Source organism: Pseudomonas antarctica, assembly GCF_001647715.1.
GTDB classification, from domain to species: Bacteria; Pseudomonadota; Gammaproteobacteria; order Pseudomonadales; family Pseudomonadaceae; genus Aquipseudomonas; species Aquipseudomonas antarctica_A.
The window spans coordinates 4,868,960-4,883,990 of the sequence record NZ_CP015600.1 but is presented as its reverse complement, the minus strand read 5'-3'; the positions used below and the strand labels follow the sequence as shown (position 1 = coordinate 4,883,990).

Here is a 15,031-nt window from a genome sequence, read left to right as displayed (position 1 = left end):
TGTTTGTGCTGTCTGAAATTTCCCGAACGTGCAGAGCACTTTTCGAGCAGCAAAAAAAAGCCACCCAAAAAGGGTGGCCCAAAGGGAAGAGAGGTTCGCTGAAATCTCAGGAAACAATCCTGTTCAGCCGATGTGGGTGATTATCCGCAGGAGGGGCCGGGCAGTGAAATCAACTCTGACTATGCTGTTGATAGTCAAAGCCTGCATTGCGATGAAGCGCGGGTCGTGAGCGCCAGCATTCTGCGCACCAGGAAGGTGCGGTCAGATTTTGCAGGTTATTTAACTGACTGATTTTTAAGTGTTTATGCCGATGGCACGGGCCTTGCGACAGTGCTTGCGCCCGGGTGACAAGGAGTACGGCATGACCCGCACTTATTACGATGAAATGTACGACGGGGCAGGGCAGGTTCGCCCCCATTACCGCGAGTTCGCCCGCTGGTTGGCCGAAACGCCGGCCGAACTGCTGGCGCAGCGCCGGCGTGAGGCCGACTTGCTGTTCCACCGTGCCGGTATCACCTTCACCCTCTATGGGGACGAGCAGGGCACTGAGCGTCTGATCCCTTTTGACACCATCCCGCGCAGTATTCCGGCGAGTGAATGGCGGATTGTCGAGCGTGGGTGTATTCAAAGGGTCAAGGCGCTGAACATGTTTCTCGCCGACCTGTATCACGACCAGCGCATCATCAAGGCCGGCATTATCCCCGCCGAGCAGGTGCTGGCCAACGAGCAATACCAACTGGCGATGCAGGGCCTGGACCTGCACCGCGATCTGTATTCCCACATCTCCGGGGTCGATCTCGTACGTGATGGCGATGGCACTTACTACGTGCTGGAAGACAACCTGCGCACCCCAAGCGGTGTCAGCTACATGCTTGAAGATCGCAAGATGATGATGCGGCTGTTCCCGGAATTATTCGCGGCGCAGCGCATTGCGCCGATTGATCATTACCCCAACCTACTGCTCGATACCCTCAAAAGCTCCAGCCCGCTGGATAATCCAAGTGTGGTGGTGCTGACGCCGGGCCGCTTCAACAGCGCGTTTTTTGAACATGCCTTCCTGGCCCGGGAGATGGGCGTGGAACTGGTAGAAGGCGCGGACCTGTTTGTCCGCGATGACCGCGTATTCATGCGCACCACCGACGGCCCCAAGGCAGTGGACGTGATCTACCGGCGCCTCGACGACGCATTCCTCGACCCGCTGGCCTTCAACCCTGATTCGATGCTGGGCGTGCCTGGCCTGCTCGCGGCATACCGCTCGGGCAATGTGGTACTGGCCAATGCGATCGGCACGGGGGTGGCGGATGACAAGTCGGTGTACCCCTTCGTCACCGAGATGATCCGCTTTTACCTGGATGAAGAGCCGGTTCTGAAGAACGTTCCGACGTTTCAGTGCCGAAAGCCCGATGAACTGTCCCATGTGCTGGCCAACCTGCCGGACCTGGTCGTCAAGGAAACCCAAGGCTCCGGCGGCTACGGCATGCTGGTCGGCCCGGCTTCCACGGCGGCGGAAATCGAAGCCTTCCGCGCCCGTATCAAGGCCAAGCCCCACGCCTATATCGCACAACCGACCCTGTGTTTATCCACCTGTCCGACCTTCGTCGAAAACGGCATCGCGCCGCGCCATATCGACTTGCGGCCGTTTGTATTGTCCGGCAAGGAAACCCGCGTCGTTCCCGGTGGCCTCACCCGTGTGGCGCTGCGCGAAGGCTCGCTGGTGGTCAATTCGTCCCAGGGCGGCGGCACCAAAGACACTTGGGTGGTCGAGGACTGATGCCATGTTGAGTAGAACTGCCTCGGATTTGTACTGGATGTCGCGCTACCTGGAGCGCGCCGAAAACCTCGCGCGCATGCTCGATGTCAGCTATTCGTTGTCGCTGATGCCCCAGGACGGGCGCGGCGATGGCTTGCATGAGTTGGCCATGCCGTTGTTGATCACCGGCACTCTGGAGGATTACCACGAACGCCACGGCGAACTGCACGCCGAACGCTTGTTGCACTTCTTTGCACTGGACGCGGCCAACCCGGCCAGCATCTACAGTTGTCTCGGCGCTGCGCGGGCCAGCGCCCATGCAGTGCGTGGGCGAATTACCGCCGACATGTGGGAAAACATCAACGCCACCTGGCTGGATATTCGCGATATTGCCCAACAAGGGCTGAGCCACTACGGCATGAGCCGGTTTTGTGAATGGGTCAAGGAGCGTTCGCACCTGTTCCGAGGCGCTACCTACGGCACCATCATGCGTAACGATGCGTTTCGTTTTATTCGCCTGGGCACCTTTATCGAGCGCGCCGACAACACCCTGCGCCTGCTCGATGCTCGCTACGAAATGGCCGGTGACCAAGCCGCCGCCGTCACCGACGGCACGGCCCACGCCTACTATCAATGGAGCGCCTTGTTGCGCGCCTTGTCGTCATTCGAGGCCTACACCGAGATCTACCGCGACGCGCCCGGCGCCCGGCAAGTGGCCGAGCTGCTGCTGTTACGCGCAGACGTCCCGCGTTCCCTGCGGGCCTGCAGCGAAGAGATCGACCAGATTCTCGCCAGCCTGCCCGGCCTCAATGGCCGCCCGGCCCAGCGCCTGGCCGCCGAGATGGACGCGCGCCTGCGCTTTACCGCCATCGATGAAATTCTCGAGGAAGGCCTGCACGCCTGGCTGACCGATTTTATTCCCTTGGTCCGCCAGTTGGGCGACGCCATCTACAGTTCCTACCTGGAGGCGGCATGAGACTCTCCATCAGCCACGAAACCACCTACCGTTACGAAGACCAGGTGCGCGCCAGCATCCAGTACCTGCGCCTCACGCCCCACGACAGCGAGCGCCAGCATGTGCTCAGCTGGCAACTCGACCTGCCGCGCCCGGTGCGGGCGCAGGTTGACCCGTTCGGCAACATCCTGCACGTGCTGACCCTGGATGAACCCCACGACGCCATCATCATTGGCGCCCGTGGCCAAGTGGATATCGACGAATTACGCGAGGCCGAACACGAGAGCCAGTCGGCCTTTCCGTTCCTGCGCAGCACACGCCTGACCGAGCCCGACGAGGCACTGCGAGGCTTTGCCGAGCAACACTGCCAGCGCCGTCGTGACCGCAGCGCGCTGATCGACCTGATGCACGCCCTCAACCAGTCAATGGTCTACACGCCCGGCGCCACTGAAGTCGACACCTGTGCCGCGCAGGCCTTCGCCGGCCGCGCAGGCGTGTGCCAGGATCACACCCATGCGTTCCTGGCCTGCGCGCGCAGCCTGGGGATTCCGGCGCGGTATGTGTCGGGGTATTTGTACACTGAGGACAGCACGCACCTCGCCAGCCATGCCTGGGCGGAAGCCTGGCTGGATGACGCCTGGTACAGCTTTGACGTGACCAACCAACTGGCCCGGCCGGAACGGCATTTGAAACTGGCCGTGGGCCTGGATTACCTGGATGCCTGCCCGGTACGCGGCATGCGCCGTGGCGGCGGGCATGAGCAGATGCATGCCAAGGTGTGTGTGGCGCCAACGCCGGTGATATCGGTGCAGCAGCAATAGGCGAGGCAACTCTGGTGTGGGAGCTGGCTGGCCTGCGATTGCGCTGGGTCAGCTGCAAATGGGTTAACTGAACGTCCGTTATCGCAGGCAAGCCAGCTCCCACAGTGGGCGCGGGTGTTTTCAGAAAAATTGCCAGGCTCAGGGCTGCTGTTTACGCCCCGCCATATGCTTCAAATACCCCACCAGCAAATCCAGCTCGCCATCCGGCAACACGCTGGCCGTAAACGCCGGCATCTTCGCTTGTGGCCAATGCCGCAGGCTCTGAGGGTCGCGGATATAACGCTTGAGGAAATCCCCGCTGAAATACTCGGTCGGGCTGTAGGGCACGTTCAGGTCCGGCCCCATCTGTGCATCGCCGGCGCCATTGAGGCGATGGCAGGCCAGGCAGTTTTTCTGGAACAACGCGAAGCCCTGGTTGATCGGGTCATTTGCAGCCAACTTCGGATCGGGCAACAGGGCCGGAAAACGCTCGGCCACCGTCTTCAGTTGCTTGATGGCGGAGAGTTGAAACGGCCACTGCTCCGGGCTGATATGGGCGGCTTGCGGGTCGGTCCACACCAGATAGAACGGCCCGGCACCGGGTTTGCCTTCCGCCAGCGCGGGCCACGGGTGCGCCGGGTCTTCCACCGCCAGCCAGGCACGTGCGCCGTGTTTCTCCAACAATGGCGCAGCGGCTAGCTCAGCGGCAAATCCATCCAGGGCCACGGCTTGAAGGTGGTTTTCAGGTTTCAAACCGGGCAGGAGATCTGCCAACGGCACTGCGCGATACGTCATATTGCGCTTGTAGGAAACGTCATCAACGATCTGCACCGTCTGCGCATCCGGGTGCTTGAGCAAGTCCTCGGTCTGCCAGGTTTTACTGGCGTGGTCCAACTCAATGGTCAATTGCGCCGCCGCAGCGGGCAGGGCCAACAGCAAGGCGAGGAAGGCAAGGATCGGTTTCAAGAGGGAGCCCGGTTCGAAGTGACGGTTGCGCACACGATACCGGAAATCTGCACGCAAAAAGACAGCCCCTGCAACAGGACCGCTATACGCAATGTCCCGGCAGGTGCTGCCAAAAACTGCAGTCCTGATGCACTGTGTGCACGCAATGTGAGGATCGAGTCGTCACCCAATAATCTTGGTTAAATTGGGCAAGATCAGAATCAGAGTGGTGGCGAAAAGAATAAGTCCCGCCTGACGTACTTTGGTGTGTTTGAACATGGCTGTCTGCCTTTTGTTGTTATTCCTGAACGTCAAATGCGTGCCGGTTAATTTCAGTATCGCAACGTGACGTGTCGCTTTTCTTACAGCTGCTCCAGCAAAACCCGGCAGCAACTTCTTACTGATTCAACCTTAGAGCCCTCGTTCTTTGCGGCTTAGATCCATTTCATATCAGCTAATCAGTAAATCCGCTAAAAACGGCATGAGGCCTAAGGCCATCTTGGCGCCAGCCCTGAGGCTAGACAGCTAAAACGTTTAACCGACCGTTTTCCGTAGCTGGCTACCGTTCGTCCGAGCGTGGGTGTCAAAAGCAATGAGCGCATCCGTCATTGAAACCGTGTCAATCGGGCCTAAGGTAAGGGGCACACATGCACAGCGGTTCGAGGACGTCATGACCCAAGCTTTGATCTTTGATGCGATACGCACGCCCCGGGGCAAAGGTAAGGCCGACGGCGCCTTGCACAGCGTCAAACCGGTAAACCTGGTGGCGGGCTTGCTCACCGCGCTGGCACAACGCAGCGACCTCGACACGCGCCAGGTGGATGACATCGTCCTCGGCTGCGTCACCCCGGTAGGCGACCAGGGTGCCGACATCGCCAAGACCGCCGCGCTGGTGGCGGACTGGGACGTCAGTGTCGCCGGCTTACAGATCAACCGCTTCTGCGCTTCGGGCCTTGAAGCGGTCAACCTTGGCGCGATGAAAGTGCGTTCCGGCTTTGAAGACCTGGTGGTGGTCGGTGGCGTCGAATCTATGTCCCGCGTGCCGATGGGCAGTGATGGCGGCGCTTGGGTGCTCGACCCACAGACCAACATGCACAGCCACTTCACGCCCCAGGGCATCGGCGCGGATTTGATCGCGACCCTGGAAGGCTTCACTCGCCAGGACGTCGACGCTTTCGCCCTACAGTCCCAGCAGAAAGCGGCCAGGGCACGCGCAGACGGTTCTTTCAACAAATCGCTGATTGCGGTGCAGGACCAGAACGGCATCGTACTGCTGGACCATGACGAGTTTATCCGTGGCGACTCCACCCTCGAAGGCCTGGGCAAGCTCAAGCCGAGCTTCGAGATGATGGGGCAGATGGGCTTCGACGCCACCGCGCTGCGGGTCTACAGCCAGGTGGAGCGCATCAACCACGTACACACACCCGGCAACAGCTCCGGCATCGTCGATGGCGCGGCGCTGATGCTGATCGGCTCTGAGGCCAAAGGCCGTGAACTGGGCCTGCAACCGCGGGCGCGGATTGTCGCCACGGCGGTTACCAGCACTGACCCCACCATCATGCTCACCGGCCCGGCGCCTGCTACACGCAAAGCCCTGGCCAAGGCTGGTTTGCGCGTGGAAGACATCGACCTGTTCGAGGTCAACGAAGCGTTTGCCTCGGTGGTGCTCAAGTTCATCAAGGATATGGGTATCGATGCCGCGCGGGTCAACGTCAATGGCGGCTCCATCGCCATGGGCCATCCACTGGGCGCCACGGGCTGCGCGATCCTCGGCACCTTGCTCGACGAGCTGGAAGTACGCCAGCAGCGCTACGGCCTCGCCACCCTGTGTGTCGGCGGTGGCATGGGCATCGCCACCATTATTGAACGCCTCTGAGCCCAAGGAATTCGTCATGACCGAAGCCATTCGTTACGAAAAAGGCCAGGACCAGATCGTGGTGCTGACCCTCGACATGCCTGGCCAGAGCGCCAACACCATGAACAGTGTGTACCGCGAGGCGATGGCGGCCACTGTCGCGCGCCTGGAAGCGGAGAAGGACACGCTGGCCGGTGTGGTCATTACCTCGGCGAAGAAGACCTTTTTTGCCGGGGGGGATCTCAATGAATTGATCAAAGTCGACACAGCGCACGCCAAGGATTTCTACGCCGGTGTGGTCGTGTTAAAGGCGCAATTGCGCCGCTTGGAAACGCTCGGCAAACCGGTGGTTGCCGCGATTAATGGCGCTGCCCTGGGCGGCGGCTGGGAGATTTGCCTGGCCTGCCATTACCGCGTCGCGCTGGACGACAAGTCGGTGCAGCTCGGCTTGCCGGAAGTCACCCTGGGCCTGTTGCCGGGTGGCGGCGGGGTGGTCCGCATGGTGCGCATGCTGGGGTTGGAAAAAGCCTTGCCGTATTTGCTGGAAGGTAAAAAAGTCCGTGCGCAGCAGGCGCTGCAGGCGGGCTTGATCAATGAGCTGGCGGTGGACCGCGACGAACTGCTGGCCAAGTCCCGCGCCTGGATTCTTGCCAATCCTGAGGCCAGGCAGCCGTGGGACAACAAAGGCTATCAGCTCCCCGGCGGCACGCCGTCGAACCCCAAAGTGGCGCAGATGCTGGCAATTGCGCCGTCGATATTGCGCAGTAAAACCCAAGGCTGCTTCCCGGCACCGGAGAAGATCCTGTGTGCCGCCGTGGAAGGCGCCCAGGTGGATTTCGACACGGCGCACCTGATTGAAACGCGCTACTTCACCGAGCTGGTCACCGGGCAGGTGGCGAAAAACATGATCGGTACCTTCTGGTTCCAGCTCAACGAAATCAACGCCGGCCGTTCACGGCCCCAAGGCTTCGCGCCTTACGTCACGCGTAAAGTTGGCGTGCTTGGCGCGGGAATGATGGGGGCGGGCATCGCGTATGTCAGTGCCTGTGCGGGCATCGAGGTGGTGCTCAAGGACGTCAACCTGGCGGCTGCCGAGAAGGGCAAGGCCCATTCGGCCGCGCTGCTGGACAAGCAGGTCAGCCGTGGGCAACTGACGGCCGAACAGCGTGAAAGCACCCTGGCGCGGATTCATCCTACTCAGGATGACGCCGACCTGGCTGGCTGCGACCTGATCATCGAAGCCGTCTTCGAAGACCGTGAACTCAAAGCCAAGGTGTCGGCGGCTGCACAAAACGTGGTTGGCGCCGGTGCGGTGATTGCCTCCAACACTTCGACGCTGCCCATCAGCGGCCTGGCCAAAGCGGTGCCTGATCAAGGCAAGTTTATCGGCCTGCATTTCTTCAGCCCTGTCGACAAAATGCCGCTGGTGGAAATCATCAAGGGCGCCCTGACCAGCGACGAAACCCTGGCACGAGGTTTCGACTTCGTACTGCAAATCAAGAAAACCCCGATTGTGGTCAACGACAGTCGCGGCTTCTTCACCTCGCGGGTGTTCGGCACCTTCACCAACGAAGGCATTGCGATGTTAGGCGAAGGCGTGGCCGCGCCAATGATCGAGACCGAAGCGCGCAAGGCCGGGATGCCGGTGGGGCCGTTGGCGGTGTCCGATGAGGTATCGCTCAGCCTGATGAGCCATATCCGACAGCAAACCGCGAAGGATCTGCAGGCGGAAGGTAAGGCGGTACCGACGCATCCGGCGACGCGGGTGATCGATCTGTTGGTGAATGAGTACAAACGCGTGGGCAAGGCGGCCGGAGGCGGTTTTTACGACTATCCCACAGGCGGGCAGAAACACCTGTGGCCCGAGCTGAAAGCGCGCTTTGAACAGCCCGGTAATCAGATTTCGCCACAAGATGTACGCGATCGTTTGCTGTTTATCCAGGCGATTGAAACCGTGCGGTGTGTGGAGGAGGGCGTGTTGATGTCGACGGCCGACGCCAACGTGGGCTCGATCTTTGGCATTGGCTTTGCCGCGTGGAGTGGCGGCGCGCTGCAATTTATCAACCAGTATGGGCTCAACGACTTTATCGCTCGGGCACGCTACCTGGCCGAGCAGTATGGGGAGCGGTTCTCACCGCCGGCTCTGCTACTGGAAAAAGCTGCACAGGGAACACTATTCGCCTGACCGAAACGCAATATTTTGGATAATAGAGAACCCTTTTGGGAGCGGGCTTGCCCGCGATAGCGGTATGTCAGCCACTGCAAATATTGGCTGATATGACGCCATCGCGGGCAAGTTGAATCGTCGCACCGACGCTGCTGCAGGTAGGCACTTGGTGGGGCTTGCTTTGCAGGGGTATTTCAAGGCAGGCTCTGGGGTGTGCATTATTCCCATCACCGTGTCAGGTATTTTTTATGTCGCTACGCGTCTGTATCCTGGAAACCGATATCCTGCGTCCAGGCTTGATCGATCAGTACCAAGGGTACGGGCAGATGTTCAAACGCCTGTTCTCCAAGCAACCGATAGCCGCCGAATTTGTCATCTACAACGTCGTCCAGGGCGAATACCCGTCAGATGATGAGGTGTTCGACGCCTACCTGATCACCGGCAGCAAGGCCGATTCCTTCGGCACCGACCCATGGATCCAGACCCTTAAAACCTACTTGCTCGACCGCTATGCGCGCGGCGACAAGTTGCTGGGCGTGTGTTTCGGTCACCAGTTATTGGCGCTGCTGTTGGGCGGCAAGACTGAACGCGCCAGCAAAGGCTGGGGCATGGGCATCCACGACTACACGCTGAATGCCAAGGCGCCCTGGATGAGCCCGGTGGTGGAAGAACTGACGTTGCTGATCAGTCATCAGGATCAAGTGACCAGCCTGCCGGAAAACGCCACGGTGATAGCTTCCAGCGATTTTTGCCCCTATGCGGCGTATCACATCGAAGACCAGGTGCTGTGCTTCCAGGGCCACCCGGAATTCATCCACGATTATTCCCGCGAGTTGCTGGAGATTCTTCAGACAACTCTTGGGGAAAAGGTCTACACCCACGGCGTGGCAAGCCTGGAACGTGACCACCACGGTGCCACCGTGGCGGAGTGGATGATGCGTTTTGTCGCGCACAAGCCAGAGACTGCGGCTTAAAGCCAGCCCGAACGCTTGAAGCTCGCCCACAAACCGGTGCAGCCCGCCGCAATAAACCCGAGCACCGCAAAATAGCCGTAGTGCCATTGCAGCTCGGGCATGTTCTGGAAGTTCATCCCGTAAATCCCCGCCACCGCGGTGGGGAATGCCAGAATTGCCGCCCACGCGGCGAACTTGCGTTGCACCACGCTTTGGCGTGAGGCCTCCAGCAACACACCGATCTCAATGGTCTGGCTGGCGATATCGCGCAGGGTGGTCAGGTCTTCCATCTGCCGCGTCACGTGGATCTGCACGTCACGGAAATAGGGGCGCATGTTCTTGTCGATAAACGGGAAGCTCAGCTTCTGCAGTTCCTGGCTGATTTCGACCATCGGCGCCACATAACGCTTGAGCCGCAGCACGTCACGGCGCAGGCCGTGGAGGTTCTGGATATCGGTTTCATTGAGGGAGTTGCACAACACGTTGCGTTCCAACTCATCGATCTCGGCATGGATCGCCTCGCTCACCGGCTGGTAATTTTCGGTGACGAAATCCAGCAGCGCATAGAGTACGAAATCTTCCCCATGCTCCAGTAACAGCGGCCGCGCCTCACAGCGCTGGCGCACATAGCCGTACGACGCTGAGTGCCCGTTGCGTGCGGTAATGATGTAGCCGTTACCGGCGAAAATATGAGTTTCGATAAACACCAGCTTGCCGTTCTCGCGTACCGGTGAGTAGGTCACGATAAACAGCGCATCGCCGAAGGTTTCCAGCTTCGGTCGGCTGTGCTTTTCCAAGGCGTCTTCAATGGCCAGTTCATGCAGGTTGAACTGGCGTTGCAGGTTGGCCAGTTCCTGGGCGTTGGGCTCTTCCAGGCCGATCCATACAAAATGGTCGGGTTTGGCGGCCCAGGCCGCGCCCTCATCGAGGGTAATATCGGTGACTTTCTTTCCGGCGCTGTAAACGGCTGCCGCAACAACTCTACCCATGGTGCTGATCGCTTCTTATTAGGAGGACAGGTGTTGGGCAGCTTAGCTGGAAGCGAGTTCGATTGTTACGGCACTTTGCAGCTCACGGTCCATCGCGGCAATGCATTCATCCATCTGCGTCTGACAGGTCTGCATCAACTGAGGGATGTCATCCGAAGTCAGGCCTGCGGTAGGAATCGGTGGCAACGAGCGTATCAGCACATCACCACTGTTCCACTGATTAAGCTGCATATGGGTGATGTAATTGCTGACACACACCTGCACGATCGGCACACCTGCCGCAATCGCCATATGGAACGCGCCTTTCTTGAACGGCAACAGGCCTTTGCCGAGGTTGCGCGTGCCTTCCGGAAATACCCAGATCGACGTGTCCTGATGCTGCAAGGTATGCGTGGTCGTGAGCATCGCGCGACGCGCCTTGTGCGCATTGCCGCGGTCGATCAGCACATTGCCAGCCAGCCAGAACAACTGGCCGAACAGCGGCACCCATTTCAGGCTTTTCTTGGCAATACACACCGTGCGGTAAGGCACCACAGTACCCAACACAAACAAGTCATAGTTGGACTGGTGGTTGGCGATGACCACGCACGTGCCGGGCTTGTTGCGCAGCGAGTCGACATCTCTCTTCACGTTTAAACGCAATATCCACATGGCGGGCAGCGCATAGAGGCGCGCGCACAAGCGGCTGTTGTCGGGATTGAACGGCCGACAAATGCCCAACAGCACGCCCAGCACACCGACAACCATAAAGTGCAGGCTCATCAACAACATACGTAACAGAAAGAGCATCGACGCGGCCCATCGGGACAAAAGGTGGCGCAGTGTACGGATGTGCACTGTATTCGGCAATTGCCCCTACAGACGTAGGAGATAGGCGATGTTTAAGTACATGTTTCAACGTAAGCCGACAATGCCTGACTAGAGCGGCTAAAGAGGTTTCGGATGTATCGGTAAGAAAAAGCCCGACTCTAGGTCGGGCTCTGGCGTTGCCGCTGCGGGGTGTTAGCTCAGGATATGGCCCTGATCCTGGATAATTGCATCATCCAACGCTTCCAGCAGCGCTTTACGCACCTTCAACTTGGTGTGCTTGTGGGCGTTCATGTTGATCTTCTTCAACTGGCGGGCCGCTTCTAGGGCCGCCGCGTGCAACTCTTCCGGTGCGACCACCTTATCCAGGAAGCCCGCTTGCAGTGCGCCCTGCGGGTCAAACATTTCCGCATTGATTACCGAACGATGAAACGCCGACTTGCGCAGACGATCCCGCGCCAACTCGATACCGGCGTGGTGCATGGTCATGCCGATCGCCACTTCATTCAGGCCAATGCTGAACGGGCCTTCCACACCAATCCGATAATCTGCCGACAACAGCAGGAACGCACCTTTGGCCACCGCATGTCCGGGGCATGCGACGATGACGGGAAACGGGTGCGACAACAGGCGACGCGCCAACGTCGAGCCCGACGTCACCAGGCCAATAGCCTCTTTAGGGCCGGCCGTCATCACCTTCAAATCATAACCGCCCGACAGAATCCCCGGCGTCCCGGTGATGATCACCACCGCCCGATCTTTCTCGGCCTGATCCAGCGCCGCATTAAACTCACTGACCACCGCCGGAGAAATGGCATTCACCTTGCCGTTGCTCAAGGTCAGGGTCGCGATACCGTCTTCGAGGTGGTAGGCAATCAACTCACTCATGACGCGGTTCCTTGTAGGACTTGTTATAGATAGGCTGTTTATAGAAGAGCATGCGCAGACGTTACCCACCACGCCCGCCCCGGTAAAGCGCCGTGACTGACTACTCAGTCAGACTTTTCCCGGATCTCATTAGGTTAGACGGCCTAGGGCAGGGCGCAGCAGCCGCCCCAAGTGCATGCCAGCGGTGCCCGAGAATGGCAGAATCACCGCCCTCGCCGGGCGGGTAACGGCATAACCGCCTAACCGCATGAAAATTCTGAAAAAAACCTTTGCCATCAGAAAGGCTTTCGACTACATTAGCGCGCCTCGACAGACTGAACTGGTTTGACGAGATACGGTGAAGTGTCCGAGTGGCTTAAGGAGCACGCCTGGAAAGTGTGTATACAAGAAATTGTATCGAGAGTTCGAATCTCTCCTTCACCGCCAAATTTGAAACGACTAAACCCCTGAAAACGTTAAAGTTTTCAGGGGTTTTGTGTTTTAAGGGGGTCAAAAAAGGCCCATATGGGAACATCCATGGGAACACAGGCTGCTGGATTGCCTGCGTTCTGACCCCGGTTTACGGGGCTTCGTCACCACCTGGAGGCTGCATGCCCAGGGCGTGCTGCAGCATGCCGATGACGTCCGGGCCGTCCTCGTTAATCCACATGCCGTAGTGCTGCCTGATCATGTTCGCGCTGGTGTGGCCCATTTGCTCCGCGATCCAGTCGACCGAAGCCACGCCGGTGGTCAGCAACTGGCTGGCGTAGGTGTGGCGACACTGGCCAGGACCGCGATAGCGAACGCCGGCCGCTTTCAAGTGCGCTTTGAAGAACCTGTCCCTCACGACAAAGTCGCTGACGTGCGGCAGGCCGCTCTTGGTGTTCAGGAATACGAAGTGCAGCTTGTGCTTGCGGACTGTCTTGTTGTCCCGCTCGACGACGTCGACCGTGTCCACGGTCTTGAGCTGGTTGATGGCGTCCAACTTGCGCAGGGCATCCCACGCAGGCTCCAGCAGGCGCACCTTACGCGTAGAGCGCCGGGTTTTCGTCACGCGATAGGCCCCCCGCACTTTGGAGCGACGGAAAGTCACCGTCCCCTGTTTCAGGTCGACATCCTCCCAGGCCAGCGCGATGGTCTCCGACACCCGTGGACCGGCCCAAATCATAAACTGCACCATCAATAGCTCCTGGGTGCGGTTGGTGTACGTGTCGAGGATCTGCTTGATTTCCGCCCTGGTGAACGGGTCGGGCGCCTCTGGATCGGGAAGGCGCACAAATAACCCCTCAGTTGGGTCGTGTGCGACCTTCTTCCGGGTGCGGTACAGCCGGAACACCTGGCGCACATTGCTGATGATGTCGCGGATGGTCTTGTTCTTCAGCCGCTTCGACAGCGGCCCCTGAATCCACTCTTGCAGGTCCAGGTGGTCAATCTGATCGATCTGAACGTCACCCCAGCGCGGCCGTACATGGACCTCGGCCTTGTTCTTATATCCACGGAAAGAGGTCGCAGCGACGCTGTTGCTCTTGATCGTCAGCCACAGGTCCAGGTAATGGCCGAAGCTGTTCTCGGCCAGCTTGGTTGACTCGGGAAAATGCCGGCGGTAATCGAAGGTGCCGGCCTGTATTTCGTACTCGATCACCGTCACCAGGCGTTTTGCGTGGTCCCGGTTGGCCGGTGTGTTGCCGCCGGGCACAAGCTCTCGGCACAGCTCGCCATTGAAACGAAAATAGACCCGTACTGAATTGCCACGGGCCTCTACGCCATCTGCCATATGCGTCCCCACGCGATGTATTGAAAGATTCTGCCAACAGGAAGAAAAAAGGCCCGTCGCCGGGCCTGATGTATTGCGGGTTTAGTGTTGCCGATCACTGCTGGCGAAGTAACCAGAACAGGCTGGCACTTTTTCTAGGTGCCGGTGTGTCCCCGGCCTGGGCTTCTTCGGCCCGACGCTTTGCGTTGGTAACCTGGCGCGCTTTGCTGCACTTCTGGTGGTTACCGTGGGCACGGGATCTACCGCACTGGTCACATACGCCGGTGAGGTCAAGGTTCCAGGGGAAGGATTTACCGTTGTTCATGGTTTCGCCTTAATCATCGTATCTCTCCAAACAAAGAAAGACGGTTCAACTGACTGTGGCATTGAGGGTTGATCCATATGCATTCAGTTCGGGTCGCGGAGCCGCGCCCGGCACTGATGCGAGCGGAAGTGCCGTAACTAGCCCAGCCTGGTAGCAATTCGGAATACAGATCGCTTGGGTAGCCAGACAGAACCACCATGCCTTCTAGCTCGAGCAGAACCGCCAGCAATTCCCGATGCATCGTGTCGTCCATTTCGTGCTTGTAGTACCTGCCGCTTGATGCACCCTTGTATCTGGTGTCGTGCACGTAGGGCGGGTCAACGTAGTGCAGGGTCTGCGGCCCGTCGTGCGCCTTAACAACCTCGACTGCCGGCCTGTTCTCGATCAACACTCCGCTCAGCCGCTGGCCAACCTCTGCAAGTTGATCGGGGTAGGCCGCCCAGAGTGACTGGGCTGTGCCGTATTGGCGTTTGGTGTCAATACGAAAACCCGTGACGCCCTTGGTCGCGCCGGCAGAGCCAAAGCCCATCTGAGCCCTGATGATCGTTCGGCGGGCGCGTTCTATTGGATCGGTGCAAGGCTCCCAAGACAACTCAAATTCTTCCCGCGAATAAGGTGTGAACACTAGGCGTTCAACAAGTCCCGATCGGGAATTTTGATCCTGTAGCACTCGGAAGAGGTTCACGATGTCGCCGTCCAGGTCGTTGTAGACCTCGGCATATGATCGGGCCTTCTGCATCAGCACGCCGGCGGCGCCACCGAATGACTCGACGTAGCAAGTGTGCTGTGGGAAGTGTTGCAGCACCCACGGTGCGAGCCGGAACTTGGCGCCGTGGTAACGGATGACCGGTGATGTAATCGTCAT

The 15,031-nt window shown here is 59.2% G+C and carries 13 protein-coding genes and 1 tRNA gene; 7 read left to right on the top strand and 7 right to left on the bottom strand.

The features are described 5' to 3' along the window. Nucleotides 1-361 precede the first annotated feature (361 nt). From A7J50_RS22105 to A7J50_RS22095, 3 genes are read left to right on the top strand one after another with little or no spacing between them, the layout of a single operon-like run. A complete protein-coding gene (locus A7J50_RS22105) occupies nt 362-1,771 on the top strand; it encodes a circularly permuted type 2 ATP-grasp protein (protein WP_064453723.1) in 1,410 nt (469 codons plus the stop codon). A 4-nt stretch (nt 1,772-1,775) separates the two neighbouring features. Beyond that, entirely contained in the window at nt 1,776-2,726 is a 951-nt protein-coding gene (locus A7J50_RS22100) for an alpha-E domain-containing protein (protein ID WP_064453722.1), read from the top strand. Then, nucleotides 2,723-3,526 (top strand): transglutaminase family protein, encoded by an 804-nt coding sequence (locus A7J50_RS22095; RefSeq protein ID WP_064453721.1) that lies wholly within the window; start codon nt 2,723-2,725, stop codon nt 3,524-3,526. The genes A7J50_RS22100 and A7J50_RS22095 overlap by 4 nt, the downstream gene beginning before the upstream one ends. Before the next feature lie 138 nt (nt 3,527-3,664). Here A7J50_RS22095 and A7J50_RS22090 read toward each other — a convergent pair whose 3' ends face one another. Beyond that, a complete protein-coding gene (locus A7J50_RS22090; RefSeq protein ID WP_064455001.1) occupies nt 3,665-4,471 on the bottom strand; it encodes a c-type cytochrome in 807 nt (268 codons plus the stop codon). A gap of 649 nt (nt 4,472-5,120) precedes the next feature. Here A7J50_RS22090 and A7J50_RS22085 point away from each other — a divergent pair. The 3 genes from A7J50_RS22085 (at nt 5,121) to A7J50_RS22075 (ending at nt 9,446) form a co-directional block, all read left to right on the top strand. After that, nucleotides 5,121-6,326, top strand: coding sequence for an acetyl-CoA C-acetyltransferase (locus A7J50_RS22085; protein WP_064453720.1), 1,206 nt, complete (start codon nt 5,121-5,123; stop codon nt 6,324-6,326). Between the two features lie 16 nt (nt 6,327-6,342). Then, entirely contained in the window at nt 6,343-8,490 is a 2,148-nt protein-coding gene (locus A7J50_RS22080) for a 3-hydroxyacyl-CoA dehydrogenase NAD-binding domain-containing protein (RefSeq protein WP_064453719.1), read from the top strand. Nucleotides 8,491-8,720: 230 nt separating this feature from the next. Further along, nucleotides 8,721-9,446, top strand: coding sequence for an amidotransferase (locus tag A7J50_RS22075; RefSeq protein WP_064453718.1), 726 nt, complete (start codon nt 8,721-8,723; stop codon nt 9,444-9,446). Here A7J50_RS22075 and A7J50_RS22070 read toward each other — a convergent pair. The 3 genes from A7J50_RS22070 to A7J50_RS22060 all read right to left on the bottom strand — a co-directional run bounded on the left by A7J50_RS22070 (nt 9,443) and on the right by A7J50_RS22060 (nt 12,109). After that, the gene (locus A7J50_RS22070; protein WP_064453717.1) at nt 9,443-10,414 is read right to left on the bottom strand and encodes a magnesium and cobalt transport protein CorA; all 972 of its coding nucleotides are present in this window, start codon (nt 10,412-10,414) and stop codon (nt 9,443-9,445) included. The genes A7J50_RS22075 and A7J50_RS22070 overlap by 4 nt on opposite strands. Nucleotides 10,415-10,456: 42 nt before the next feature. After that, the gene (locus A7J50_RS22065) at nt 10,457-11,203 is read right to left on the bottom strand and encodes a lysophospholipid acyltransferase family protein (RefSeq protein WP_064453716.1); all 747 of its coding nucleotides are present in this window, start codon (nt 11,201-11,203) and stop codon (nt 10,457-10,459) included. 213 nt (nt 11,204-11,416) lie between these two features. Next, complete coding sequence (locus A7J50_RS22060) at nt 11,417-12,109, bottom strand: crotonase/enoyl-CoA hydratase family protein (protein WP_064453715.1); 693 nt, start codon at nt 12,107-12,109, stop codon at nt 11,417-11,419. Nucleotides 12,110-12,445: 336 nt separating this feature from the next. Between A7J50_RS22060 and A7J50_RS22055 the strand changes: the two genes are divergently transcribed. Then, nucleotides 12,446-12,535: transfer RNA gene (locus A7J50_RS22055), tRNA-Ser, on the top strand. 133 nt (nt 12,536-12,668) lie between these two features. Here A7J50_RS22055 and A7J50_RS22050 read toward each other — a convergent pair. The 3 genes from A7J50_RS22050 to A7J50_RS22045 form a co-directional block, all read right to left on the bottom strand. Then, nucleotides 12,669-13,862, bottom strand: a complete 1,194-nt coding sequence (locus A7J50_RS22050) for an Arm DNA-binding domain-containing protein (protein ID WP_064453714.1) — start codon at nt 13,860-13,862, stop codon at nt 12,669-12,671. 94 nt (nt 13,863-13,956) lie between these two features. Continuing rightward, nucleotides 13,957-14,166, bottom strand: a complete 210-nt coding sequence (locus A7J50_RS30910) for a hypothetical protein (RefSeq protein WP_082895940.1) — start codon at nt 14,164-14,166, stop codon at nt 13,957-13,959. A gap of 13 nt (nt 14,167-14,179) precedes the next feature. After that, nucleotides 14,180-15,031, bottom strand: coding sequence for a DNA adenine methylase (locus tag A7J50_RS22045; protein ID WP_064453713.1), 852 nt, complete (start codon nt 15,029-15,031; stop codon nt 14,180-14,182).

Coding starts and splice junctions, on each gene's coding strand:
- A7J50_RS22060 (WP_064453715.1), bottom strand. CDS start 12,109: ATGAGTGAGTTGATTGCCTACCACCTCGAAGACGGTATCGCGACCCTG.
- A7J50_RS22075 (WP_064453718.1), top strand. CDS start 8,721: ATGTCGCTACGCGTCTGTATCCTGGAAACCGATATCCTGCGTCCAGGC.
- A7J50_RS22095 (WP_064453721.1), top strand. CDS start 2,723: ATGAGACTCTCCATCAGCCACGAAACCACCTACCGTTACGAAGACCAG.
- A7J50_RS30910 (WP_082895940.1), bottom strand. CDS start 14,166: ATGAACAACGGTAAATCCTTCCCCTGGAACCTTGACCTCACCGGCGTA.
- A7J50_RS22065 (WP_064453716.1), bottom strand. CDS start 11,203: ATGCTCTTTCTGTTACGTATGTTGTTGATGAGCCTGCACTTTATGGTT.
- A7J50_RS22045 (WP_064453713.1), bottom strand. CDS start 15,031: ATGACGATTACATCACCGGTCATCCGTTACCACGGCGCCAAGTTCCGG.
- A7J50_RS22100 (WP_064453722.1), top strand. CDS start 1,776: ATGTTGAGTAGAACTGCCTCGGATTTGTACTGGATGTCGCGCTACCTG.
- A7J50_RS22105 (WP_064453723.1), top strand. CDS start 362: ATGACCCGCACTTATTACGATGAAATGTACGACGGGGCAGGGCAGGTT.
- A7J50_RS22050 (WP_064453714.1), bottom strand. CDS start 13,862: ATGGCAGATGGCGTAGAGGCCCGTGGCAATTCAGTACGGGTCTATTTT.
- A7J50_RS22085 (WP_064453720.1), top strand. CDS start 5,121: ATGACCCAAGCTTTGATCTTTGATGCGATACGCACGCCCCGGGGCAAA.
- A7J50_RS22070 (WP_064453717.1), bottom strand. CDS start 10,414: ATGGGTAGAGTTGTTGCGGCAGCCGTTTACAGCGCCGGAAAGAAAGTC.
- A7J50_RS22080 (WP_064453719.1), top strand. CDS start 6,343: ATGACCGAAGCCATTCGTTACGAAAAAGGCCAGGACCAGATCGTGGTG.